22 protein-coding genes are annotated in these 24,198 nt (G+C 65.8%); 16 read left to right on the top strand and 6 right to left on the bottom strand.

Annotated elements, in window-relative coordinates; genetic code table 11:
• The first annotated feature begins 277 nt into the window (after nt 1-277).
• The 4 genes from CXR29_RS15670 (at nt 278) to CXR29_RS15655 (ending at nt 6,041) form a co-directional block, all read left to right on the top strand.
• Complete coding sequence (locus CXR29_RS15670) at nt 278-1,912, top strand: ABC transporter substrate-binding protein (protein ID WP_127365034.1); 1,635 nt, start codon at nt 278-280, stop codon at nt 1,910-1,912.
• 153 nt (nt 1,913-2,065) lie between these two features.
• Complete coding sequence (locus CXR29_RS15665; RefSeq protein WP_025778913.1) at nt 2,066-3,157, top strand: ABC transporter permease; 1,092 nt, start codon at nt 2,066-2,068, stop codon at nt 3,155-3,157.
• Nucleotides 3,157-4,218, top strand: coding sequence for an ABC transporter permease (locus tag CXR29_RS15660; protein ID WP_241241496.1), 1,062 nt, complete (start codon nt 3,157-3,159; stop codon nt 4,216-4,218). The genes CXR29_RS15665 and CXR29_RS15660 overlap by 1 nt, the downstream gene beginning before the upstream one ends.
• A complete protein-coding gene (locus CXR29_RS15655) occupies nt 4,215-6,041 on the top strand; it encodes a dipeptide ABC transporter ATP-binding protein (RefSeq protein ID WP_101555335.1) in 1,827 nt (608 codons plus the stop codon). The genes CXR29_RS15660 and CXR29_RS15655 overlap by 4 nt, the downstream gene beginning before the upstream one ends.
• Nucleotides 6,042-6,107: 66 nt before the next feature.
• Here CXR29_RS15655 and CXR29_RS15650 read toward each other — a convergent pair whose 3' ends face one another.
• Nucleotides 6,108-6,767 (bottom strand): TetR/AcrR family transcriptional regulator, encoded by a 660-nt coding sequence (locus CXR29_RS15650; RefSeq protein WP_101555334.1) that lies wholly within the window; start codon nt 6,765-6,767, stop codon nt 6,108-6,110.
• Between the two features lie 396 nt (nt 6,768-7,163).
• On the opposite strand from CXR29_RS15650, the gene CXR29_RS15645 reads away from it, so the two are divergent.
• Nucleotides 7,164-7,742: an NADPH-dependent FMN reductase gene (locus CXR29_RS15645; protein WP_025778907.1), complete on the top strand. Its 579-nt coding sequence runs from the start codon at nt 7,164-7,166 to the stop codon at nt 7,740-7,742.
• A gap of 198 nt (nt 7,743-7,940) precedes the next feature.
• Complete coding sequence (locus tag CXR29_RS15640) at nt 7,941-8,702, top strand: 3-hydroxyacyl-CoA dehydrogenase (RefSeq protein ID WP_101555333.1); 762 nt, start codon at nt 7,941-7,943, stop codon at nt 8,700-8,702.
• 125 nt (nt 8,703-8,827) lie between these two features.
• Here the strand turns inward: CXR29_RS15640 and CXR29_RS15635 are convergent, their stop codons facing one another.
• On the bottom strand, nt 8,828-9,460 hold the full coding sequence (locus CXR29_RS15635) for a response regulator (RefSeq protein ID WP_101555332.1): 633 nt from the start codon (nt 9,458-9,460) through the stop codon (nt 8,828-8,830).
• On the bottom strand, nt 9,457-10,866 hold the full coding sequence (locus CXR29_RS15630) for a sensor histidine kinase (protein WP_127365033.1): 1,410 nt from the start codon (nt 10,864-10,866) through the stop codon (nt 9,457-9,459). Before CXR29_RS15630 ends, CXR29_RS15635 begins: the two co-directional genes overlap by 4 nt.
• Before the next feature lie 181 nt (nt 10,867-11,047).
• On the opposite strand from CXR29_RS15630, the gene CXR29_RS15625 reads away from it, so the two are divergent.
• Both CXR29_RS15625 and CXR29_RS15620 read left to right on the top strand, forming a co-directional pair.
• Nucleotides 11,048-12,061 carry a CPBP family intramembrane glutamic endopeptidase gene (locus CXR29_RS15625; protein WP_164742847.1) on the top strand — a complete coding sequence of 338 codons (1,014 nt, stop codon included), beginning with the start codon at nt 11,048-11,050 and terminating at the stop codon, nt 12,059-12,061.
• The gene (locus CXR29_RS15620; protein WP_101555329.1) at nt 12,058-12,462 is read left to right on the top strand and encodes a hypothetical protein; all 405 of its coding nucleotides are present in this window, start codon (nt 12,058-12,060) and stop codon (nt 12,460-12,462) included. Before CXR29_RS15625 ends, CXR29_RS15620 begins: the two co-directional genes overlap by 4 nt.
• Here the strand turns inward: CXR29_RS15620 and CXR29_RS15615 are convergent.
• Together CXR29_RS15615 and CXR29_RS15605 are read right to left on the bottom strand one after the other, a co-directional pair.
• On the bottom strand, nt 12,404-13,291 hold the full coding sequence (locus CXR29_RS15615; protein WP_101555328.1) for a hypothetical protein: 888 nt from the start codon (nt 13,289-13,291) through the stop codon (nt 12,404-12,406). The genes CXR29_RS15620 and CXR29_RS15615 overlap by 59 nt on opposite strands.
• 343 nt (nt 13,292-13,634) lie before the next feature.
• Entirely contained in the window at nt 13,635-14,666 is a 1,032-nt protein-coding gene (locus tag CXR29_RS15605) for an NAD(P)H-dependent flavin oxidoreductase (RefSeq protein ID WP_101596060.1), read from the bottom strand.
• Nucleotides 14,667-14,936: 270 nt separating this feature from the next.
• Here CXR29_RS15605 and CXR29_RS17380 point away from each other — a divergent pair, with 270 nt between their 5' ends.
• The 6 genes from CXR29_RS17380 (at nt 14,937) to CXR29_RS15580 (ending at nt 21,062) form a co-directional block, all read left to right on the top strand.
• The gene (locus CXR29_RS17380) at nt 14,937-15,083 is read left to right on the top strand and encodes a hypothetical protein (RefSeq protein ID WP_164742846.1); all 147 of its coding nucleotides are present in this window, start codon (nt 14,937-14,939) and stop codon (nt 15,081-15,083) included.
• Between the two features lie 339 nt (nt 15,084-15,422).
• The gene (locus tag CXR29_RS15600) at nt 15,423-16,712 is read left to right on the top strand and encodes a trans-sulfuration enzyme family protein (protein WP_101555326.1); all 1,290 of its coding nucleotides are present in this window, start codon (nt 15,423-15,425) and stop codon (nt 16,710-16,712) included.
• A 154-nt stretch (nt 16,713-16,866) separates the two neighbouring features.
• The gene (locus CXR29_RS15595; protein WP_127365031.1) at nt 16,867-18,813 is read left to right on the top strand and encodes a sensor histidine kinase; all 1,947 of its coding nucleotides are present in this window, start codon (nt 16,867-16,869) and stop codon (nt 18,811-18,813) included.
• Nucleotides 18,801-19,445 (top strand): response regulator transcription factor, encoded by a 645-nt coding sequence (locus tag CXR29_RS15590; RefSeq protein WP_101555324.1) that lies wholly within the window; start codon nt 18,801-18,803, stop codon nt 19,443-19,445. Before CXR29_RS15595 ends, CXR29_RS15590 begins: the two co-directional genes overlap by 13 nt.
• A 1-nt stretch (nt 19,446) precedes the next feature.
• Nucleotides 19,447-20,382 (top strand): DUF4097 family beta strand repeat-containing protein, encoded by a 936-nt coding sequence (locus CXR29_RS15585; RefSeq protein ID WP_101555323.1) that lies wholly within the window; start codon nt 19,447-19,449, stop codon nt 20,380-20,382.
• A 140-nt stretch (nt 20,383-20,522) separates the two neighbouring features.
• Nucleotides 20,523-21,062 (top strand): DUF421 domain-containing protein, encoded by a 540-nt coding sequence (locus tag CXR29_RS15580; protein WP_101555322.1) that lies wholly within the window; start codon nt 20,523-20,525, stop codon nt 21,060-21,062.
• Nucleotides 21,063-21,065: 3 nt separating this feature from the next.
• Here the strand turns inward: CXR29_RS15580 and CXR29_RS15575 are convergent, their stop codons facing one another.
• Nucleotides 21,066-22,076 (bottom strand): amidohydrolase family protein, encoded by a 1,011-nt coding sequence (locus CXR29_RS15575; RefSeq protein WP_308297809.1) that lies wholly within the window; start codon nt 22,074-22,076, stop codon nt 21,066-21,068.
• Between the two features lie 69 nt (nt 22,077-22,145).
• Here CXR29_RS15575 and CXR29_RS15570 point away from each other — a divergent pair, with 69 nt between their 5' ends.
• On the top strand, nt 22,146-22,988 hold the full coding sequence (locus CXR29_RS15570; protein WP_101555321.1) for a ribonuclease FAU-1 family protein: 843 nt from the start codon (nt 22,146-22,148) through the stop codon (nt 22,986-22,988).
• 75 nt (nt 22,989-23,063) lie between these two features.
• Nucleotides 23,064-24,086, top strand: a complete 1,023-nt coding sequence (locus tag CXR29_RS15565; RefSeq protein WP_127365030.1) for an NADP-dependent oxidoreductase — start codon at nt 23,064-23,066, stop codon at nt 24,084-24,086.
• The last annotated feature ends 112 nt before the right edge of the window (nt 24,087-24,198 follow it).

Here is a 24,198-nt window from a genome sequence, read left to right as displayed (position 1 = left end):
TGAGCGACCGGAATCACGAGAGGTTCCCTAGCGGTCTCTGTGATGCACCTCATTAGTGAAGCCGATTGTCATCGGTGACGCAAATCGCATTCGCCGAGGCGGCTTCCCGTCGCGCTGCGCCGGGGCAGGACCGCCTCGGCGAATTGTTGCGAAGTCATTGCGAAGCGGATCACTTCATGTGCGTCAGTTCACTATTTGGTACGGGAACCGTATGATGTGGTGCGGATCTCTTCGAGCACAGAAGACACGAAGAGCACTTGTGAAAGACAGGAACACGATGAAACGACGAACTGGCGCTAAGGCCGCAGCCATCGCTGCGGCGGGCGCACTGCTCCTCTCCGCCTGCTCGACCTCGACGACCGGAGGCGGCAGTGGAGACGACGAGGGCGGCATGCTCACGGTCGGAACCACGGACAAGGTCGTGGCGCTCGACCCGGCTGCGGCGTACGACAACGGAAGCTCGCTCGTCGAACAGCAGATCTACCCGTACATCCTCGCCTACAAGCCGGGCACGGCCGAGCTCAACCCCTCGATCGCCGAATCGGCTGACTTCACCGAGCCGACGAAGTACGAGGTCAAGCTCAAGGACGGGCTCAAATATGCCAACGGAAACGAACTGACCTCCTCCGACGTGAAGTTCTCCTTCGACCGGCAGCTGAAGATCCAGGACCCCAACGGACCGTCCTCGCTGCTGGGCGGCCTGAAGTCCGTGGAGACCCCGGATGAGAAGACGGTCATCTTCAACCTCAAACGCAAGAACGACCAGACCTGGCCGGGAGTGCTGGCCAGCGCCGCCGGTCCGATCGTCGATGAGGACGTGTTCTCGCCTGACAAGGTCACGAAGGATCAGGAGATCGTCGACAGCAAAGCATTCGCCGGCCCGTACACGATCGACGGCTTCAAGTTCAACGAGCTGATCACCTACAAGGCGAACCCGGACTACAAGGGATTCATCGAGCCGGCGAAGACCGAGACCGTGCAGATGAAGTACTACTCGGACGCGAACAACATGAAGCTCGATGTCCAAGAAGGAACCATCGACGTGGCCTGGCGCTCACTGTCGGCCACCGACGTCGAGGACCTCGGCAAGAACGAGGCCCTCAAGGTCCACAAGGGTCCCGGCGGCGAGATCCGCTACATCGTGTTCAACATGGACACGATGCCATTCGGAGCAAAGGCCGATGAAGCCGATGAGAAGAAGGCGCTCGCGGTCCGCAGGGCCATGGCCGACTCCGTCGACCGTCAGGCCATCGCCAGCCAGGTCTACAAGGACACCTTTACCCCGCTGTACTCGCATGTGCCCGAGGGGCTGCCCGGTGCTGATGAGCCGCTGAAGTCCGAATACGGCGACGGCAAGGGCGGAGCCGATGTCGCCAAGGCGAAGAAGGCGCTCAAGGACGCCGGAGTCAAGACCCCGGTCGAGCTCAACCTGCAGTACAACCCGGACCACTACGGCCCGTCCTCGGGCGATGAGTACGCCCTGGTGAAGGACCAGCTGGACAAGACCGGTCTGTTCAAGGTCAAACTCCAGTCGACGGAGTGGGTGCAGTACAATAAAAACCGCACCGACGACGTCTACCCGATGTACCAGCTGGGTTGGTTCCCGGACTACTCGGATGCCGACAACTACCTCGTGCCGTTCTTCTACGACACGGATGAGACTCCGTCGTTCCTCGCCAACCACTACCGTGACGAGGCGATGAACAAGGAACTCAACGCACAGTCCTCGATTGCCGATGAAGGCAAGCGCGAAGAGGCCCTGAAGAAGATCCAAGGCCAGTTGGCCGACGAGCTGCCGACTCTGCCGCTGCTGCAGGGCAACCAGATCGCCGTGTCCGGCAAGGACGTCAAGGGCGTCGACGACACCCTCGACCCCGCTTTCCAGTTCCGTCTGGCACTGCTGAGCAAGTGATCACCCACACGAGGTGCAGGTGAGCCGATCCGGCCGCCTGCACCTCGTGGCGCGTTCGCGGTCAGCTCCGTACACCTGCGGTGACCCGCACCGAGGTGGCCGATGTCCGTCACTCGGCCGCGAGCGCATCGAAACACATCCCAGAAGGAACACATGTCTGCTGCCATCAGCGAACCAGGGGCTGAGGCCGCCGAGACTTCGGTCGCGGTCAAGAAGCCCGCTGGGGGCGGACTGGGACGTTACGTCCTCATCCGCTTCCTCCTCATCATTCCCACGATCTTCATTCTCACCACTTTGGTGTTCTTCCTCATGCGCATCACCGGTGACCCGATCACCGCAGCGCTGGGCGGACGCCTGACGAAGGCGCAGCTGGCCGAGCGCGTCCACGCCGCCGGCTACGACCGGCCCATCCTCGTCCAGTACTTCGAATACCTGGGCAACCTGCTCAAAGGCGACTTCGGCACCGCGGTCTCCGACGGGCAGCCGGTGTCGTCGATCCTGCTCAACTACGGGGCAGCGACCGTCGAACTCGTCTTCTACGCGCTCATCGTCGCGTTCATCCTCGGCATCCCGCTGGGCATGCTCGCCGCCTACCACCGCGACAAGGCCCCCGACGCCGCGCTGCGTGTGCTCGCGATCCTGGGCTATGCGACTCCGGTGTTCTTCGCCGGCATGATCCTCAAACTCATCTTCGGCGTCTTCCTGCCGATCCTGCCGGTCGCCGGCCGTGGCACCACGGAGACCGAATACATCATGTCCGGTGTCGTCGGGCCCACGCACTTCTATCTCATCGACGCTCTGCGCATCGGCAACTTCTCCGTCGTGGCCGACGTGCTCGCTCATGCCGTGCTGCCGGCGATCGCCCTCGGCGTGCTCACCGCAGGGGTGTTCCTCAGGCTCGTGCGCACGAACCTCATCGGCACGCTCGAACAGCAGTACATCGACTCCGGCCGCTCCCGCGGAATCTCCGAATATCGCCTGGTCACGAAGCACGCCTACCGCCCGGCGCTGATCCCGATCATCACGGTCATGGGCATGCAGATCGCGCTCATGCTCGCCGGCGCCGTGCTCACCGAGACGACGTTCGAATGGAAGGGGCTCGGCTTCAAACTCGCCGAGTACCTCACCGCCCGCGACTTCGTGGCCGTCCAGGGAATCGTCGTGTTCCTCGCCGTCATCGTCGCGGTCACGAACTTCCTCGTCGACGTCATCGCCGCATTCATCGACCCGAGAGTGAGGTACTGATGTCCACTCCAGACAACCCGCAGAACCCAGGCCCGGATGATCCGACCCAGACCGTCGCCGAGGTGGCTCCCGGCTCCGGAGCACCGGCAGTCGCGTTCGACGACAGAGCCAGGAAATCCTGGTTCTCCCGCCTGCCGATCGTCTCCCATCTGCGCCAGTCCGTCGGCCTGCAGCGCGGAATGCTCATCACCGGACTCATCCTCAGCGGAATCGTCATCATCTGCGCGATCTTCGCTCCTCTCATCGCCCCCTACGGCTTCAACCAGCTGGGCACCTCCGAAGGCAACTTCGGGTCGAAGCTGCCCCCCGGCGGCACCCATATCTGGGGCACCACGGTCGGCGGCTACGACGTCTTCTCCCGTGTCGTCTGGGGCGCGCAGACCGCAGTCGCCGTCATCGTCGTGGCCGTGGTCATGTCCCTGTTCGCCGGTGTCATCCTCGGACTCATCTCCGGCTACATCGGCGGCTGGCTCGACCGCATCCTCGTCGTCATCGCCGATGCCGTCTACGCATTCCCGACCCTGCTGCTGGCACTGGTCATGTCGATCGCCATCTCCGGCGGACAATCGAGTGCCTGGGGCGGAATCGCGGCGGCCGCGTTCTCGATCACGGTCGTCTTCATTCCGCAGTACTTCCGCGTGGTGCGGGCCGAGACCCTGCGGCTGAAGGCCGAACCCTTCGTCGAATCGGCGATCGTGCTCGGTGCCTCGAAGGCGCGCATCATCTCCAAGCACATCTTCCGCAACGCCACCCGCACCCTGCCGTTGATCTTCACACTCAACGCCTCCGAGGCGATTCTCACTCTCGCCGGGCTCGGGTTCCTGGGCTTCGGAATCGAACCCACCTCGGCGTCGGAATGGGGATACGACCTCAACAAGGCGCTGCCGGACGTCACCTCCGGTGTGTGGTGGACGGCGGTGTTCCCAGGCCTGGCCATCGTGCTCACGGTGCTGGGAATCACCCTGGTCGGTGAGTCGATGAACGACCTCAACGACCCGCGTCTGCGCGTACGACGCAAAGCCAAGGTCAAGAACGTCAAGCCCGCGGAGGTCACGGCATGAGCAAGCAGAAACACGAGCAGACCGCCTCGGCGACGGGCAGCATCCTCGACGTCGACGGTCTCGACGTCACCTTCTCCACCGACGGCGGCGACGTTCACGCCGTCAAGGACGTGTCGCTGTCCGTCTCGCCCGGTGAGGTGCTGGCGATCGTGGGCGAGTCGGGGTCGGGCAAGACCGTGACCGCCCGGTCCATCCTCGGCCTGCTGCCCGAGACGGCGGAGCGCTCTGGTGCTGTCGTCATCTCGGGTGCGAACGTGCTCAGCGTTTCCGCAGATGAGCTGCGAGCCATGCGCGGCCGGGATGTGGCGATGGTCTTCCAGGAGCCGTCGACCGCGCTCAATCCCGTCTACACGGTCGGGTGGCAGATCGCCGAAGGTCTGCGCGCGCATGATCGGAAGGCGAGCAGGGCCGACCTCAAGGCGCGCGTCGTCAGGGCGATGCAGCGGGTCGGAATTCCCGATGCCGAAAGCCGTTTCGACTACTACCCGCACCAGTTCTCCGGCGGGCAGAAGCAGCGCATCGTCATCGCGATGGCGTTGGCCCTGGGGGCGAAGCTCATCGTCGCCGACGAACCGACCACCGCCCTCGACGTCACCGTGCAGGCGGAGATCCTCGACCTGCTGCGCGAACTGCGCGACGAGACGGGCACTGCCATCGTGCTCATCACCCATAACATGGGCGTCGTCGCCGACCTCGCCGATCGGGTGGCCGTGATGCTGCGCGGAGACCTCGTCGAGGTCTCGTCGGTCGAACAGCTCTTCAACGATCCGCAGGAGCAGTACACTCGCGAACTGCTCGCCGCTGTGCCGCGGATCGGGTCGACCGTGGCCGGCAGTCGCAAGGCGGCCGCCGCCGAGGCGGGAGCACAGACCGGTGCGGCCACGGGGGATCCGTCGACGACGGACCCCGAGGCGGCCGGCACAGACTCGCCACGTACCGACTCAGCGAGGGAGACCTCGGCGGGGACCGCCTCGGCGAAGAAAAGGGACGCGCGCGAATCGATCGTGACCGCGCGCGGGCTCGACATCGTCTACCCAGGAGGGTTCGGCAAGTCGGATTTCCACGCCGTGAAGAAGGTCAGCTTCGACATCAAGGCCGGCGAGGTCTACGGACTCGTCGGTGAATCGGGATCGGGCAAGACCACGATCGGACGCGCGATCGCGGGCCTGACCAGGGCCAGCGGCGGCAGTCTCGAAGTGCTCGGGCACGAGATGGTCGGGTTCAAGGAGCGTGAGTTCTCGAAGATCCGGCGACGGATCGGATTCGTGTTCCAGGACCCGGCGGCCTCATTCAACCCCCATCTGTCGATCGGGGAGTGCATCGCCGAACCGTTCGCGATCCACCGGCGGGAGATGAGTCCGTCCGACCGGTCGCAGCGAGTGCTCGAACTCCTCGACTCCGTGCAGCTGCCGAAGGCGTATGCGGCACGATATCCGCATGAGCTCTCCGGCGGCCAGCGGCAGAGGGCGTCGCTGGCGCGCGGTCTGGCGCTCGATCCGGAGCTGCTCATCGCCGATGAACCGACCTCCGCGCTCGACGTGTCCGTGCAGGCGAAGGTGCTCGAGCTCTTCGTCGAGCTGCAGAACCGCTTCGACTTCGCGGCGCTGTTCATCAGCCACGACCTCGCCGTTGTCGACATGCTCTCCGACCGCATCGGGGTGCTCTTCCACGGCGAGCTGGTCGAAGAGGGCACGGGCGAGCAGGTGCTCGGGTCACCGGACAACGACTACACGAAGCGCCTCATCGCCTCCCTGCCGGTCCCGGACCCGGCCGAGCAGGCGGAACGCCGCGAACTGGCAAGAACCCTCCGCACCACTCCCTAATTACTACCTGACGGCGGCGCAGCAACCTCGCGCGAGGTTGCTGCGCCGCCGTCAGGTAGTAAGGGGTCAGTTGGTGTCGGCGATGAAGTCGAGCATTCCGGCCTGGTTGACCGGCAGGGCCAGCAGGCGGTCGAGTTCGGCCTCGTCGGGGTCGATTCCGAGGATGCGCATCGAGTACTGAGTGAAGTCGCGCTCGATCATGTCAGGCGTCAGGTCACCCGTCGGCCGGTACCACAGCGAGAGCGAGTTGCAGATCGAGTGGATGGCGCGAGTGGCCAGAGCCGCACTGCTGACGTGGAACTGACCCGAGTCCATGCCTGGCTGGACGATATCGCCCATGATCTCGCGAGCCTCCCGCTGGAGTCCCTTGACGCGGACGGCGTTGTCGCCGGTGAGCCGTTCGGTGTCGCGCAGCAGCACGGTGGAGACCGAGACGTTCTCCATCCGGTAGCGGGCGAGGTAGCGCACCGCCACGGCCAGCTGGTCGACAGGATCGTCATCGACGTCACTGATGACCGCCCGGCAGTGTTCGACGTACCAGGTATACGCTGTGTGGACGAGTTCGTAGAGCGCTTCCTGTTTGGACGGGAAGTAGTAGTAGAGCGCAGAGAGGCTCAGGCCTGCTGTCTGCGCGATGTCGCGGATGGACGCGCCGTCGAATCCTTTGTCCGCGAAGGTGTCCCGGGCCGAGCGGAGAATATTGTTGCGGCCGTTGGTTGAGCGCACGATGACCGGACTCCTTGCCTAGTTTTTGGTCGAAGCCGACTTTTTAACGAACAGTCTTTCACTTGCCCAACGACCATACACGACCGGTGGTCTCTGCGGGCCTGATTTCGCGGGGAATTACGGTATCACCGTGTTCGGCGTCCGTTGCGACGGGTCGCGGACTTCGTATGGCTCCGTCACCGGAACAGTGATCGAGCAGTGCCTGGTCAGTGACCTGACCCAGCCTCAACCGGTGACCAGCGTCACTCTCTGTCCGGGAATGATTGAGTGTTCAACAATGTTGGCCACGGTGGAGTTGCAGCCGACTCGGTGCGCCGAGGTCGCAGGCTCTGCCCGTGAACTCGACCGCCATGGCCGTCCGGCCGGCGGGCACCGCTCAACGAATTGAGGACGCATATGCTCAACATTGCCATCATTCCCGGAACTTCCCGCCCGCAGGCGCTCAACCCGCAGATCGTGAACTGGGTCGAGCAGCAGCTGGTTTCCAATGACGATGTCCGTGCCGAGGTCGTCGACTTCGGCAGCTTCGACCTGCCCCTCCTCGACGAGGTCGTGCCCGCGGGTGCGAAGATGTACGCCAACGACCACACGAAGGCCTGGGGCGCGAAGCTCGAAGAGTTCGATGCCTTCATCTTCGTCACCCCCGAGTACAACCACTCGATCTCCGGCTCGCTGAAGAACGCCCTCGACTTCGTCGCCACCGAGTTCAACCACAAGGTCGCCGGCATCGTTAACTACGGCGCCGACAAGGGAGTGCGCGCCGCTGAGCACCTGCGCCACATCCTCGCGAACTACAAGCTCGCCGTCGTCCGCGACCAGGCGTCGTTCTCGATCTTCACCGACGTCGCCGACGGCACGTTCGCCCCGACCGAGGTCTCGGCCGCCCCGTTCGCCTCCATGGTCGACGACATCGTCGCCTGGGGTGAGGCACTGAAGTCCGTGCGCGAAGCCGGCGCCGAGGAGCAGGCCGCCTGAGCCCGCCCGCGCAGCTGAGCTGAGTCAGGCCCGCCGGTCGCCCGACCGGCGGGCTTTGTCGTCCCCGCGTCGACCGTCGCCGTCGTCAAAGCAATCCCTCGCCGAGGCGGCCCCACCCGACCGCGCACAGTGACCGTCCCCACATCTGCGTTAGAGTCGCAGTGATCAATCGTTCACTCTGCGATGCAAAGGACACTCATGGATCTCACGAACACCGTCGCCCTCGTCACCGGCGGAGCCTCCGGTCTCGGCCGCGCCACCACCGAACGCCTCCTGGCCGCCGGAGCCCAGGTCGTCATGGTCGACCTCAACGCCGAGGTGGGACAGCAGGCCGCCGCCGAACTCGGCGACTCCGCCCACTTCGTCACCGCCGATGTGACGAACGAAGAACAGGTTCAGGCCGCCGTCGACACCGCCACCGGGCTCGGCGCCCTCCGTGTGGTCGTCAATTGTGCCGGTGTCGCCACCCCCGGAAAGCTCGTCTCCCGCAAGGGCCCGCTGCCGCTCGAAGCATTCCAGAAGGTGCTGAACATCAACATCGTCGGCACCGTCAACGTCTGCCGCCTCGCCGCCGCAGCCATGCAGAACCAGGAAGCGGACGGCGAAGAGCGCGGAGTCATCATCAACACCGCATCGGTGGCGGCCTTCGACGGCCAGATCGGCCAGATCGCCTACTCGGCGTCCAAGGGCGCCGTGGCCGCGGTGACCCTGCCGATGGCCCGCGAGCTCGCCGCCAGCCTCATCCGCGTCGTCACCATCGCCCCCGGCATCTTCGAGACCCCGATGATGGCCGGTCTGCCCGCCGAGGCGCAGGAATCCCTCGGCAAGTCCGTGCCGCACCCGGCCCGCCTGGGCAAGCCCGCCGAGTACGCCCAGCTCGTCGAATCGATCGTCGCCAACCCGATGCTCAACGGGGAGACGATCCGCCTCGATGGCGCCATCCGCATGGCCCCGAAATGATCGGCTGACACCATCACCGAGGATGCCCTCCTTCCCCGAGGAATTCCTCGCCGAGGATCGCCCAACCGACAGAGCCGCCCGTCTCCGCAGTCGCGGAGGGGCGGCTCTGCTGTTGAGTGGAATTGTCAGCGGCGGGCGTTGACGAGCAGCGCCAGCTGCACCCGCGAGGTCACCTCGAGCTTGTCGAAGATGCGCGCCAAGTGGGTCTTCACCGTCGCCGTCGAGACGAACAGCGACCGCGCCACCTGCGCGTTCGTCATACCCTGCGCGACCGCCTCGGCGATCTCCCGTTCCCTGGTCGACAGATTTGCCAGCGGATCCACACTCGGCGCCGAGGCGGCCGGACGGGACGACATCAACGTGGCCAGGGCGGTCGCCGACAGGGTGCGGGTGCCGTCGGCAGCCGCGCGAACGGCGTTGATGAGCTCTTCCGGTGGGGTGTCCTTGAGGATGTAACCGGCCGCCCCGGACTGCAGGGCGCGGTGGATGAAATCGTCGGTGCCGAAGGCCGTGAGCATGAGCACTTGCGGGTGTTCGGGCTCGCTCAACAGGGTCTGTGCGGCTTCGAGTCCGTCGAGCCGGGGCATCCGGATGTCCATGAGCACGAGGTCGGGACTCAGTCGGCGGGCGAGGTCGATGGCTTCGACACCGTCGACTGCCTCGGCGATGACGTCGATATCGGTCGCCGCGCCGAGGAGGAGCCTGAGGCCCGAGCGCATGAGCGATTCGTCGTCGGCGATGAGAACCCGAATGCTCATGGCTGCGTCTCCTGCTCGTCGGGGGAATCGGTCGATTCGGTCATACCCAGAGCGTCGCCGTCGGAGACGATGTCGGCATCGACGGGGATGCGGGCACGGAGGGTGAACTCCGGAGTGGTCGTCACGGTGAGATCGCCGCCCATGGCCTCCATTCTCTCCCGCAGGCCGAGCAGTCCCAACCCGGATCCGGAGACGAGCTGCTGCGCTCCGGCGCGGAACGCCGGGGCCAGGCCCGTGTGCGGATTGCTGGCGACGAGCTCGAGGTGGCCGTCCGCCTCGTCGAAGCCGACCTTGATCGTCACCTTCTGGCCCGGGGCATGCTTGACGGCATTCGTGATCGCCTCCTGGACGAAGCGGTAGATCGTCGTGCGCTCAAGCGCCCCGCACCGGTGGAGGACTGCGGCGGTCACCGGCTCGAGGTAACGCAGCTCGGCGGTGTCGCCCCTGGCCGCGACGAGGCGGTCGATGTCGGGGTCGATGACCGTGCCCTGATCGTCGCTGCGGAGCATGGTGAGCACCTCCCGGAGTTCGACGCCGGAGCGGCGGGCCGCATCGGCGATGAGGCGGGCGCTTTCACGGACCTCGTCGGGGTCGAGGTCCGCCCGCACGGACAGGGCACCGGAGTACATCGCGATGACGGAGAGGTGGTGGGACAGCGAATCGTGCATGTCGCGGGCGATACCGCGGCGCACCTCGGCGATGGCACGGTCCTGCCGGGAGCGTCCGCGCAGCAGGTTCTGCGCGGCGGAATCGATGAAGCCCTGCTCACGAGATCCGCGGATGACACCGATGATGACGAACACGGCGTAGATGACGCCGCCGAAGACGAAGATGGGAAGCTCGAAGGCTCCCGCCGCCTGCGGAGTGAGGAGGAACGTCGAAGAGAACGCGGCCAGAGCGGCGATGAGGGCGACGAAGTCGAGCGACCAGCTGCGTCGGGCCGACAAGGACACGATGATGATCGATGCGGCGGCCGCACCCATGGCACTGATCGTCCCGCAGAAGATCCCGATGATTCCGAGAACGATGGGAATCCAGCCACCTGTGCGGCGCTGAAGCGACTCTACCGAACCGTCGACGGCAAGGAAGTCCTCACCGCCGTGACCGGTGACGGTGAGGAATTCGCGCAGCTTCTCTGCGGCCAGGACCTTCGGCCGCAGCTGCTTGCGCGGAACTCGGCGTCCGTCGCAGAAGAGGACGAATGGCAGACAGAGGAGGGCGATGAAACCGAAGACGAGGTGGATGAGGAACTCGAAGAAGAGAGCGTCATCCTGGGCTGCTGCACTGTCGAGGTCCGGCCACTCGATTCCGACGACGATGATGAGGAGGAGCACGCCGATGACCGCGGAGATGCCTGTCCAGATCAGGGCATGCGCGAGAGAGCGGCGGGCGGGGCGAGGTGTCACCCTTCGAGCCTACCGGGGTGAGGGCCGGGAATCTGTCGTCCGAAAGGATGAGATGTGTCCGTCGCCGGGGCTGCCGGGACCCGGCCGAAGGACTTCTGATAGGCGCATTCATCCGATCGGATGACATGAATCATGCCCTTGACCGATGGTGGGCGGCCGCCGGTTTCGAAAGGGTGGAGACATGAGAACTCAACCCCACACACTGCACTACCATCGTCAGTTCGCCGCATTGCCAGGCAACCGGTGGTACAAACCGCTCCTCGTGGCCGTCCTGGCCGCGGTGTTCTACCTCATCGCAATAGTCGTCCTCTTCGTCGGCTTCTTCCTCTGGGCACTGTTCGCCCTCGGCGCCGACAGCGACTTCAACGCGTGGTCGGACCAGCTCATCGACATGAACACGACCACCGGCATCCTCTTCGGACTCATCAGCGTGATCCTCATGTGGCCGACCGCCGAGCTCGCGACCCTATGCATCTACCGGCGCTTGTTCTCCTCGATGTTCTCGCTCCGCGGCGGCATGCGATGGGGGCGGCTCGGCCTTTATCTGCTGGTCGGCGCGGCCGTATGGGTGGTCTGTGCGCTCGTCATGGTCACCTTCTCCGACGGGGCGATGGGCGATCTGACTTCGGGAGTCGAGTGGAACAGCCACGTGCTCGCCATGCTCGTCGCAATCATCCTCCTCGTGCCCTTCCAGGCGACGGCCGAGGAGATCGTCTTCCGCGGCCTGGCCATGAACATCATCGGCTCATGGCTGCGCCACCCCGCGTGGGCCGTGCTCATCCCCGTGCCGGTCTTCGTCGTCGGCCACGTCTATGACCTGCCGGGACTCATCGACGTCGGCATCTTCGCCGTCATCGTCGGCACCCTGACCATCATCACCGGCGGTCTCGAGGCGGCAATCGCCTTCCACATCGTCAACAACGTCTTCGCGTTCGGTCTGGGTTTGCTCGCCGGTGCCGACCTCAATGCGACGAGCGCACCGACGATGGAGGTCGTCATGTCGATCGCGGCTCCGATCATCTTCGGCACCGTCGTCGTCCTCGATCATCGCCGCCGAAGCGGATCGTCCTTTCGCCGAGGCGGCCCGACCGACCGTGAACCGAGGCGTCCCAGCGGGGACAGCCCAGAGAACGAGGAAACCGCGGTGGACAGCGACGTGAACGCCGACACCGAAACGAAAGCGAACCTGTCATGAGCTACTACAGCGAGCTCGCCCAGAACCTGCGCAAGCGCGGGTGTGAAGAAGACCAGGTCCTCACCGTCCTCCACGAGGTCAAAGACAGAGCGGAGGCGGCAGGGACGACACCCGACGCCGAGTTCGGCACCCCCGAAGAGAAAGCCTCAAAGCACAGCGGGAAGCGCGCACGGTCCACGGGCCAGGCGACGCTCAACGTGTTCGGATTCGTGGGCGTGTGCTGTGTGGTCGTCTACGCCATCTGGCCGGGACTGTTCGATTTCAAGAACCCCGTGCTGTCGAACTTCGCCGGCATGATCGCGCTCCTCATCCTGCTCGTCCTCGGCGCCTTCGTCGCAGGTTTCATCGACTCTCGTCTGCCGAAGGGGTTCGAGGCTCCGCGGTCAGAAGCCGATCGATGAGCTCATCTGCAGTGATGCCCTCGGCCCGCGCAGCGGCGTTGATGCGATCGAGCGTCGAAGGCGACAGGGCCGGCGCCGGTTGGGACGACGGCTCGGACGACGACGGTTGAGTCGATCGGGCTGACGTCTCGCCGGCGCGGTCGGCGCGCGCAGGCTTCGACCCGGCCCTGAGCAGCAGCGAGGTCAGCGGCACGACGACGACCCCGAGTGCGGCGAGGATCCACACGATCCCGTTGAGGCGGGTCAGCCACTCGAGTTCCCACGCCGACTCCACCCAGATCGTGACGAGAACCAGGCTCGTGCCGAGGCCAAGCAGGCCGAGCGTGATCGGCAGCCCGATCCGCACCATCCAGGACCGGGGCACCAACAGCAGAATGAGCGCGGATATCGAGGCGACAGCGGTGAGGAGTGCGAACGAGGACAGGGTTTTGAACAGGAAGTCCCAGACATCGTAGTTATCCGGTCCACCCAATGGATCACCCCAGAGGAACCACAGACTCAGCGCCATCGTGACTGCAGCCATGCCGATCGTGACGATTCCGAACCACTGGGTCCGGCGACCGATGAGCGTGGCGCCGCAGAACGCTGCGACACTGACGGCGCCGGTCAGAGCCGTGGTGCCGATGACTTTATACGTCGTTTCGGACTCGATGTCGCCGAGGAGGACGATGATCCCGCCGGCCGCTGCCAGGCTGAAGGCCACGACGATGACGATGGCGATCGTGCGCCGCAGGATACGCACCGATCGTCTCGGTGCCTTCGGATCCGACGCCGAGGCGGTCGCCGACGAGGGCGGAGGTGCAGAAGCGGCGGGAGGCGGCTGTGACATGGGGCGACAGTCCTTCCAGAAGGGAAAGCAGGAGGGGATTTCCAGTATGGCACCGGATGCTCGACACGTACCTGAGGCGGTGTTGAGTCGGCCCCACCTGCAGGCTCCCGTCCAAGGCTTCGACGCGTTCGCGCATCCCCTGATGCCGAAACCTCCGCCGAGGTGGCCGTGCCCACCCGCGTCCGTCCCCGTGAACACTCACGTCTCGAGGATCTTGTCGAAGCTGGGACTGCGCGACCGTACCCAGATCGTCGTCGCCGCCGACGACTCCGGGTTGGTCGTCACCGGGAGCTGAGCGGCGCGGTTCGGAGAGGGGCGTGTGCGGGGTACGCCGGCTCGTTGACTACTCGCGGGCGAATCCGGCGCCGAGGTTCTTGACGATGGTCTCCGCCGATCCTTCCTGGGCGCTGCGGTAGCCGGTCCCGGCCCACAGGTGCAGGCCGTGCGGGTCATCGGCCTTCTTCGCCGCGGCGCGGAACTCTTTCGTCAGATGGTGCACCGCCGGGTACGCGTCGATGGCGATCGAGTCGAACGTCCGCACGAAGTCATTGACCAGTGCCCGCGCCGGCCGTCCCGTGAACGCCCTGGTCAGCCGCGTCTCCGTGAACTCGTCGGCGGCGAGTGCGGCCCGATGCGTCGGTGTTGTGCCCGCGTCGTCGGAGCGCAGCAGCAGGGTGCCGACGACGACGGCGCTCGCCCCAGCACCGAGGAGGTCACCCACCATTGCCTCACCGTCGACTCCGCCTCCGGCTGCCACGGGCAGGTCCACCTCGGCGAGGATGTCACGGACGAGATCGACGGTCGCGCGGTCCTCGATGGTCCGCGTCGGATCGGCCGTACCCGAATGTCCGCCGGCACGCGGCCCCTGGACGATGAGCCCGTCGACCCCGACTTCGGAGGCCGCACGGGCCTCGGGGACCGAGGTGACGGTGGCGACGACCTGAGTGCCGACGGCGTGGAGGCGGTCGACCGCCTCGGCGGTGGGCAGATTGAACGTCAGCGAGACCAGGGGGACGGGGTGCTCGGTGAGCCAGTCGAGCTTGTCGTCGAAATGGTCGTCATCCTCAACCGGTTCGGGTTCGAGCGTGATCCCGCGGGCGGCAGCGGCCGGTTCGAGCGCACTGACGAAGTCGTCGAAAGCCTCTCGATCGACGGGAACGGGATTCGGAGCGAAGAGATTGACGCCGAAGTTCGAGGTCGCTTCACGCATCCTCTCGACGAGAGGAGCGAGAGCCTCGGCGGTGAGATAGCCGCCAGCGACGAATGGGAATCCGCCGGCCCGGGCGACCGCTTCGGTGAGTTCGGGTGTCGTCGTCCCACCGGCCATGGGGGCACCGATGATGGGCAGTGAGGTCTTCGCGAAGGCGATCGTCACGGTTCTCTCCTTTTACCGGCGGGCCCGGGCTCGGCGTCTGTCGCCGAGCGAGTCGGCCGCGTGGTCGGGCGTGCTCACCGCCATTCTCACACGATCGGCCGCGGCGAGTTTGAGGTGACCGGTGGACGGTATCCCTCGGAAGTATCGGTCGGCGGGGGAGAGACTGTCCCTGGCAGTCCTCGCCGGTGCCGGCATCGCCGTCGACGTTCTCGCCAGAACGACTGGGAGCCATGGAACGAGGACGAGGGCCAGTCCAGTCAGGCCGATGCAGTGAGAGACCGTGCCGGATTCGCGACGACCGCTACCTCGGCGCGGGAGGTCCTCACCGACTCGGCGGATCTGTTCGACCTGTCTCACCCCGACCGACCGCTGGAGAACCTGCTGTCGTCCGCACACGGGTGCGTCGGTATTCGCTGACAACGAGCGCATCGCCTCGGCGATTCTCGACGCTGTGTCGGCGGCGTCCGACCGTCGGGAGCTCCTCGCCGGGTGAACGGCCGAGACCGGTCGCCGCGGGGGCCGGGCACCCGGGACAGTGAGCCGCCTCGGCGAAGAACGGGCGTCGGTAGGGCCACGGTCACATGGGACGGCGAGCCGACTCGGCGGGTGATGGTGACGTTCTGCGTCGAAAGATGACGGACATTATGACGTGGAATGACCGCGCGCGTCATGGAGCGCGCGCGTGGGGTCCACGGCAGAGCAGACTGATGGTGACCGCAGAAGCAGCGGTCACCATCAGTGAAGGAAGGATCCGCCGTGAGTTCATTTGCCACCGAGCCCACAACACCCGCCGGAATCTCGACCCGATCGGTGCACTCGGGGGCTATGCCCGAAGCGCACACCGGTTCGGTTGTGGCTCCGATCTTCCAGACCTCGACCTTCATGATGGACACCCCGGGCGACACTCGCGCAGGCTTCGACTACGCGCGCACCGGCACCCCGAACCGCAGCGACCTCGAAGAGGCACTGTGCGAACTCGAGAATGCGACGTTCGCAGCCGCGGTCAACTCAGGCACGTCCGCCGAAGTGGCCGTGTTCTCCGCGCTGCTGGGGCCCGGTGATGAGATCATCATTCCCCGCGACGTCTACGGCGGCACGCACCGTCTGCTGAAGAACGAATACGAACGGTGGGGCGTGGTCATCCGCACCGTCGATCTCACCGACACTGCGGCGCTCGCCGCCGCCATCAACGACAACACCGCGATCATCTGGGTCGAGACCCCGAGCAACCCCGGCCTCGACATCGTCGACATCGCCGAGACCGCTCGGCTCGCGCACGAGGCGAACGCGCTGCTGGCCGTCGACTCGACGTTCGCGACCCCGATCCTGCAGCGCCCGCTCGACCTGGGCGCCGATCTCGTCATCCACTCGACGACGAAGTTCATCAATGGCCATTCCGATGTCATCGGCGGTGCCGTGCTCGCCGGTGACGGCACCACCTGCGCCCGCGCCGCCGAGGTGGTCGGGCGTCTCGAGAGCCACCTGGCCTCCGTGAGCCTGGGGATCGCCCCCTTCGACGCGTGGCTGACCCGGCGCGGGATCAAGACCCTGCCGGTGCGGATGAAGGCCCACTGCGAGAACGCGCAGGCCGTGGCCGAATGGCTGGAGACACGCGATGAGATCGCCGAGGTGCTCTACCCCGGACTGCCTTCCCACCCGGGTCATGAGGTCGCGAAGGCGCAGATGAACGGGTTCGGGGGAGTGGTCTCCCTGCGCACCGACACCGAGGAGCGTGCGCTGGCGCTCGTGAAGAGCACGAAGCTGATCACCCTGGCCGAGTCGCTCGGCGGAGTCGAGTCCCTCATCGATCATCCCGCGACGATGACGCACCTGGCCGTGGCCGACTGCGAGCTGAGCATCGACGGGGCGTTCATCCGCCTCTCGGTCGGCATCGAGGACATCGACGACATCCTCGCCGACCTCGCGCAGGCCCTCGACGCGACGGCGGGAGCTGTCGGTGGAGGTGCGGCTTCGGCCAACGGTGCCGCGGGCGACTCGGACCGCGAGCCATCGTCAGAGACTCGTCCTACCGTTGCAGCGGTGTGATGCGTCGGTAACGGCGCAATCAGCCGTCACCGGGGTGTTCTGTCGCTGACGATGGCGAAGGGTGGGGCCGGTCACTGCCGCGGGGGAAAACCCGATGCGGGGTCGGAGGTCTTCGTGCTGTTGGCCGCGACGTCACTCCCGTAGCGTTATTGCTATGAGTGAGAAGACCCCCGAGAACCCGCACGATCAGGAGCCGCACGGCACCGATCCGGTGGAGCCTCAGATCCCCGACACCGAGGCGGCCCCCAGCGCCGGTGAACGCGAAGAATCCATCAGCGCCGAGGCGATCGTCAACGCCCCGCCGACCACAGAGATAGCTGAGCCGACGGCCAGCCAGGCCGGAGAGTTCCGGACCAAGCCGCTCGATCTCGACGTGCCGTCCGCTTCCGGTTCGACTCGCCAGTACCCGCAGCAGTCGCAGGCTTATGGACAGTCGCAGGATCCCCAGCAGCCGACCAGGCAGTGCGCACAAGCGCCGACCCGCGTCTATGAGCAGGGGCCGCAGGCCCCACAGACTCCGCAAACCGGGCAGACTCCGCCGCCCGGACAGGCTCCGGCGGCCCACCTCGCATCTCCGAACCGCGCCTCAGCACCCAGCCACTCCGGTCCTCGCACCTACCCCTCGGCCCCGGCCTCCTATGGCCCCGCCGGGCAGCAACCCCACCAACCGGGGCAGCCCCAGCAACCGCGCCAACATCGACCACCCCGCCAGGGGCCGCCTCCGATGCCACCCCCACGACCACCTCGGCGAGGGAGGCAGCGCACCGAACCCGTCGCCTACGCCCCGGTCACCGGCTCACTGCCGCTCAGTCGGGACGAAGTCACCGAGATCCCCGCCGACGGCCCGATCACCTGGCCCAAACGCCCCACCGGAATCATCGGCGTCGCGAACCTCGTGCTCTCCGCCGTCCTCGCCGTGATTTGGGCGTGGATCCCGCTTGGACTCCTGTTCACCGGAATCGGCGGAATCTTCGCCCTCGGCCTCGGCGTCCTCGCCCTCCTCGTCTGGGTCCTCGTCCAGCAGGGCGCGAACAACGCCGAACGCTACCGGGCCGAACTCATCTACTCCGATAAGATCCCCGTCCCGAAGATCGAAAGCAGCAATCGCGACCCCGGCTTCGGTCGGTTCCTCCACAACCGCTGGCTGCAGGTGAAATCCGGTGCCTTCTGGCGCTCGACCGCCCACCATTACATCAAGATGCTCCTCGGGGCGATCGTCGTCGCCGGCACCCTCGCAGGCATCTGCGGATCGATCTTCGGCATCTTCGCGGCCATCAACCCGCACGGAGTCAACACCTTCTTCATCGGAGAGTCCATCGACGGGTCGGCCCGCATCGGTGTGGCCATCGGCTCCGTCATCGTCCTCGCCAGCTCCCTGGCCATCCTGTGGTTCGCCCCGCTGCTCGACCGCGCACTCGACCGTGCCCTGCTCGCACCGGCCCGGACCGTCGCGCTGCAGGCCCAAGTCACCGAACTCGACCGGGCCCGCATGGCCGGCTTTGAAGCGGCCGCCGCCGAACGTCTGCGCATCGAACGCGACCTCCACGACGGAGCCCAGCCCCGCCTCGTCGCCCTGACCATGACCTTGGGGATGGCGAAGACGAAGATCGACTCCGATCCGGAGAAGGCGAAGGAACTCGTGGCCGAAGCCCACACCGAAGCCAAGGGCATCGTCAACGAACTCCGCCAGCTGGCCCGCGGAATCCACCCCGCCGTCCTCACCGACCGCGGACTCGACGCCGCCGTGTCCGCACTGGCCGGACGATCGACGATCCCCGTCGACGTCGATGTCCGTCTCGACGGCCGGATCGGGCGCGAAGCCGAAGCCGTGTCCTACTTCGTCGTCGCCGAATGCCTGACGAACATCGCCAAACACTCCGGCGCCACTCGCGCCAGCGTGTTCATCGCCCCGATCGAGACCGGCGTGCAGATCGTCGTCACCGACAACGGCCACGGCGGTGCCCGTGTCGACCGCACCGGCCGTCACACCGGGATCGCCGGTCTCATCGACCGGGTCGAAGCCGCACGTGGCACACTGAACCTGACCAGCCCCGCAGGTGGGCCGACGACTGTAGTTGTGGAGGTGCCATGCGCATCGTAATCGCTGAAGACTCTGCCGTTCTGCGAGCCGGACTCGAAAGGCTGCTCGCCGATGCCGGACACGAGGTCATCGCCGCCGTGCCCGACGCCAACGAACTCCTCGCAGTCGTCCACAACGACCCGCCTGACCTCGCCGTCATCGACGTGCGCATGCCGCCGACGTTCACCGATGAGGGCATTCGCGCCGCCGTCCTCATCCGCAAGCAGAACCCGGACGTCAAGGTCCTCGTGTTCAGCCAGTACGTGGAGGAGCAGTACGCGTCCGAACTCATCGCCGAGAACACCGGCGGCTTCGGCTACCTGCTCAAAGACCGTGTCGCCGACGTCGAAGACTTCCTCACCGCCGTCGACGAGGTGGCTGGAGGCGGCACCGTCCTCGACCCGGAGGTCGTGTCCCAGATCCTCGTGCGCACACGCAAGAAGGACGGACTGTCGACCCTGAGCCCCCGCGAACTCGAAGTCCTCCAGCTCATGGCCGAAGGCAAGTCCAATGCCGCGATCGCCCGCACCCTCTACCTCAGCGCCGGTGCCGTTGAGAAGCACATCTCCTCGGTGTTCACGAAGTTCGGCCTCACCGCCGACACCTCGGAGAACCGCCGCGTCCTCGCCGTCCTCACATTCCTCGGAGCTTAGAATGCCTGCCACAGTCCGCATCAGCGAATCCGCCCGCGTCGGTCTGCGCGCGGTCCTGATCATCCTCGCCGCCGTCGTCCTCCTCATCCCCGTCATCGTCAGCACCGCCCAAGGCGCCTCCCGCCTCGACTACGGGCGGATCGAAGCGAACGAACCGCTGCCGAAGGCGATGAAGGAACTCAAGATCGGCCTCGATTCCGGCGGTGCCGTCGAGATCAAGACCGCCGACGTCGCCGAGGCGACCGCAAAGCTCACCGGCACCGGTCCCCGGGACAGCTCCGCGAACCTCGAGGTCGACAGCCGCGCCGATACCGCCGAGGTGGCCGTGAAGAACGGTGGGAAACTCGAGAACACCCGGCTGACCGTCACCATCCCGACCACAGAGGCGAAAGACCTCGCCCTGGACTTCGACGGCAACTACGGCCGGTTCGATGTCACCGGTGACTTCGCCGAGATCAACGCCGACACCGGCGGTGGCACCGCGAGTGTGACCGGTTCGGCACAGAAGGTGCGGACCACGAGCGATTGGGGCGCGACCTACCTGGACGGAGAATTCGGGACCGTGTCGGCCAAGACCGGGGTCGGTGCCATCGAAGGTGAGAACCTCACCGTCAGCGACCGCATAGACGTGGTCAGTTCGACGGGAACCGTCGACCTCGACTTCACCAATCAGGCGATGCCCACCGGCGGAATCATCGCGAAGACCGAAGAAGGCTCGATCGAGCTGCGAGTGCCGAATCTCAATCTCACCTCGGAAGAGCTGGATGAGGACTTCTTCTACCGGATCAACGCGAAGTCCAACGACGGCACCGTCGACCTCGCCTCCGATCTGAAGAAGTACGATGTGGCGGACGATCCTAAGGAAGCCGAGGGCAAGACCCTCGTACCGATCTCGGCCACAGCCGACACCGGCAGGGTCACGGTCAACCAGAACTGAAAAACGACCGGCGCACGGGCGGACTCGACTGCGGGTCCGCCCGCGTGGCGTCCGGGGCTGCCGTCGACGAATGGCTGCGCTCGGTCTGAGATCCGGGGCGGGCCGCCTCGGTGGCGGTATCATCCTGTCCGGAGGTTCTCATGGATTGGATGGAATTCGGGCTCGACGGGGTCGACGCGGTCAGGGTCGTCGTCTCGTGCGTCGTCTTCTACGTCGGGATCATTCTGCTGCTGCGCATCTTCGGCCAGCGCACGCTGGCGAGTCTGTCGAGCTTCGATGTCGCCGCGATCATCGCGATGGGAGCGATCATCGGGCGGTCCATCCTAGGCGACACTCCGACCCTGGCCGCGGGAATTCTGGGATTGGCGACCCTGCTGATCCTGCAGGCGCTCAGCGGATTCGGCAGGCGCTTCGGATTCGTACGCAGCGTCGTCAACTCTCCGGCGGTGGTGCTCATGGCTGGTCGCGAGATCCTCGCGGACAATCTGTCGAAGAGCCATGTCGACCATGACGAACTCATCGCCAAACTGCGATCGGCCGGCATCCGCAACCGTGATGAGGTGGCGTGCGCGATCCTCGAATCGACCGGTCAGATCAGCGTCATCCGACGCGGCGCACCCATCACCGAGGAGATGCTCACCGGGGTCGTCGGCGCCGACCGAGTGCCCCGCGACGGCTGAGACTCAGTCGAGCCCGAGCACCTTCGCGCCGTTGGTCCACAGCACCGAGCGCATCCAGTCATCGCCGAGGCCCAGGGCGGCAAGGCCTGCGATCTGGTCGACGTAGGGGTAGGGAATGTTCGGGAAATCAGAGCCGAGGATGACCTTGTCCTCAAGCCTGGCCAAGCGTTCGCGGTAGGCGGGGGTCACCTCGGCGGGGTCGGAGAAATACCCGGACGCGAACATCGTCGTGTCGAGATGGACATTGTCGAAACGTTCGGCGAGATCGGCGAACTCGTCGTACTCGGGCATGCCCATATGAGCGATGACGAACGTCAGCTGCGGGAAGCGCTCGAGGACGTTGCCCACCGCCTGCGGGCCGGTGTACGTGCCCGGCAGGGGAGCAGAGCCGGCGTGGATGACGATCGGCACTCGGGCCTCTTCGAGAGCCTTCCACGCGGGGTCGAGGACCTCGTCGTCGGGAGAGAACACACCGACCTGGACGTGGACTTTGAACAGCTTCGCCCCGGCGGCAAGCGCGGCCGGAACGTAGTCGGCTGATTCGGGTTCGGCATAGAGGGTGCCGCAGTGGATGACGTCGTCGTGGGCGGCGGCGAACCCGGCGTTCCATTCGTTCAGCCACGCGGCCATTCCGGGTTTGTGCGGGTAAGTCAGGGCCGGGATCGCGCGCAGGCCGAGCTCGCGGACGATATTCAGGCGGGTGTCCGTGTCGTACCGGTAATTGATCGGCCAGTCGCGGCCGTAGTTGTCCGCGGCATTGTCGAAGTACTCCCACACCTTGTCGAGCACGTTCTGCGGGAGAAAATGGACGTGGATGTCAGCGAGGCCGGGCAGGCCGAGAGCGCGGATATAGTCGGGGACCTCGACATCGGTGCGCGGGGGAGTGGTCATCGTGTCCGGGACCACGAAGGTGCGACCGATCGTCGTTTCCGGGGCAGGGTTCACGGTCGGGGGAGTGGGTGCGGTCTGGGCGGCCGAGGGGGTCTGAGTCGCTGCGTCATCGGAGTCGTTCATCGCCCCACTATATGACCTCGCCTCCCAGGTCTTCAGCGGCCGTCCATGCCCGACACATAGACTGCCCGCATGAGCCTGCGCGATCCGTTCACGATCCCCACCCCGCTCCAGGTCAGACCCGTGGGGCAGGCGCCGTTCTGGACTCCGGGGCAGACCGTGACCTGGACGTTCCGACGGTTCGACTTCGACCGCGACCTCGCCGAGGTGGCCCGACCGATGCGTGTCATCGCCGACGGGCCGTCCGGTTCTGTTCTGTGGTTGGCAGGGGGTACGCCGACGCAGGAGACCCGCATCGTCGGGTGGGAGAACACGAACGCCCATGATGTGCCGTTGAAGGCGCGGTTCCGATCGCTCGCCGAGGCGCCCACCAGGATCAATGTCGAGGGCACGTGGCGGGGACGCGGGGTGCTCAAGATCGTCCCGCCGAAGGTTCCGTTCTCCGTATGGGTACTGCTCAAAGATGCTGTGGACGGTGTCGATCGTACTGAGCCCGGCGGTGTGCGGGCCGAGTGGTACATCAATCTCGAGGCCACGCACGTACGCAGCGGTGATGCGCTGTTCACCAGCGATCACATCCTCGACATCACCTTTCCGACCGCCTCGATGCCCCTGCACGCCGCGGACGGTCGGCTCGATCCGACCGGTGCCGTGTTCAAGGACGTCGACGAGCTCGCCGCGGCGGCGAACTTCGGGGCGTGGCCGAAGGAGTGGTCGGAAGTCATCCGGGACAATGGCAGCCATCTGCTCGACCACCTCGGCGATTTCGATTGGGCCTTCGACCCCGAATGGGAGACCGTGGCCCGCGACCTGGTGGGGAAGGCCCGATTGGGGGCCGCCTCGGTGTCAGAAAAATCGTTCGATCAGGAACATCAGCGACCGCAGAATGGTTGTTATGACCGACAGCATCGGTGATCGTCGCGGATGCACCTGTCGCCGCAATGAAGCACACAAGTGAAGAATGATCTGCTGCTGAAAGGAACCGTCTCCATGACGACCAACCATCGGATTCGCCTGAACTCGCGCCCCGTGGGCGCTCCCACTGCGGAGAACTACCTGCTCGACGAGGTGCCTGTGCCGACCCCGGGCGAGGCCCAGGTGCTGCTGCGCACGCTCTACCTCTCGCTCGACCCGTACATGCGCGGCCGGATGTCGGACGCGAAGTCCTACGCGAAGCCCGTCGAGGTCGGTGATGTCATGGTCGGTGCCACCGTGTCCGAGGTCGTCGAATCCAATGCCGAGGGCTTCGCCGCTGGTGAGATCGTGCTCGGCTACGGCGGGTGGCAGGAGTATTCGGTGGAGTCGACCGGGCATCTGCGCAAGATCGACCCGGAGCTCGCACCGATCTCCACCCACCTCGGTGTGCTCGGCATGCCCGGATTCACTGCGTATGCAGGTCTGCTCGAGATCGGCCAGCCGAGGGAAGGCGAGACCGTGGCCGTGGCCGCCGCCACCGGACCCGTCGGCTCGGTCGTCGGTCAGATCGCGAAGATCAAGGGGGCGACCGCCGTCGGCATTGCCGGCGGCCCGGACAAGGTCGCTCACCTAGAGGAACTCGGCTTCGATGTGGCACTGGACCACCGGAGCGGGAACCTGCGGCAGGAGCTGAAGGACGCGGTGCCGCAGGGCATCGACGTCTACTTTGAGAACGTCGGCGGTGAGGTCTTCGATGCTGTGCTGCCGCGGCTCAATACGTTCGCTCGCGTGCCCGTGTGCGGTCTCGTCGCCAACTACAACCTCACCTCGCTGCCCGAGGGGCCGGACCGTTCGGGAGCGCTCATGGGCAACATCCTGTCGAAGTCGCTGCTCGTGCGCGGATTCATCCAGACCGAGTTCGCCGAGCGTCTGACCCCGCAGTTCCTTGAGGACATGAGCGGCTGGCTCAAGGAAAGCAAGGTTCGCTACCGCGAGGACATCCGTCCCGGTCTCGACAAGGCTCCCGAATATTTCAATGATCTGCTCACCGGCGGGAACTTCGGCAAGATGGTCGTCGCTGTGGGCGCCGAGAGCTGAGGCTGTCGATTCATCACAGTTGTCGCACAGAGGAGGCGGCGTCGGCCAGTTCTGGCCGACGCCGCCTCTTTTTGTTGGTGAAGTCGGTATTGCTGGTCAGACGGGCATGTGC

The organism is Brevibacterium linens (assembly GCF_003999335.1).
Classification (GTDB): domain Bacteria; phylum Actinomycetota; class Actinomycetes; order Actinomycetales; family Brevibacteriaceae; genus Brevibacterium; species Brevibacterium linens.
Note: the sequence above shows the minus strand (reverse complement) of the source record. Positions and strands in the feature narration are given on the sequence as shown.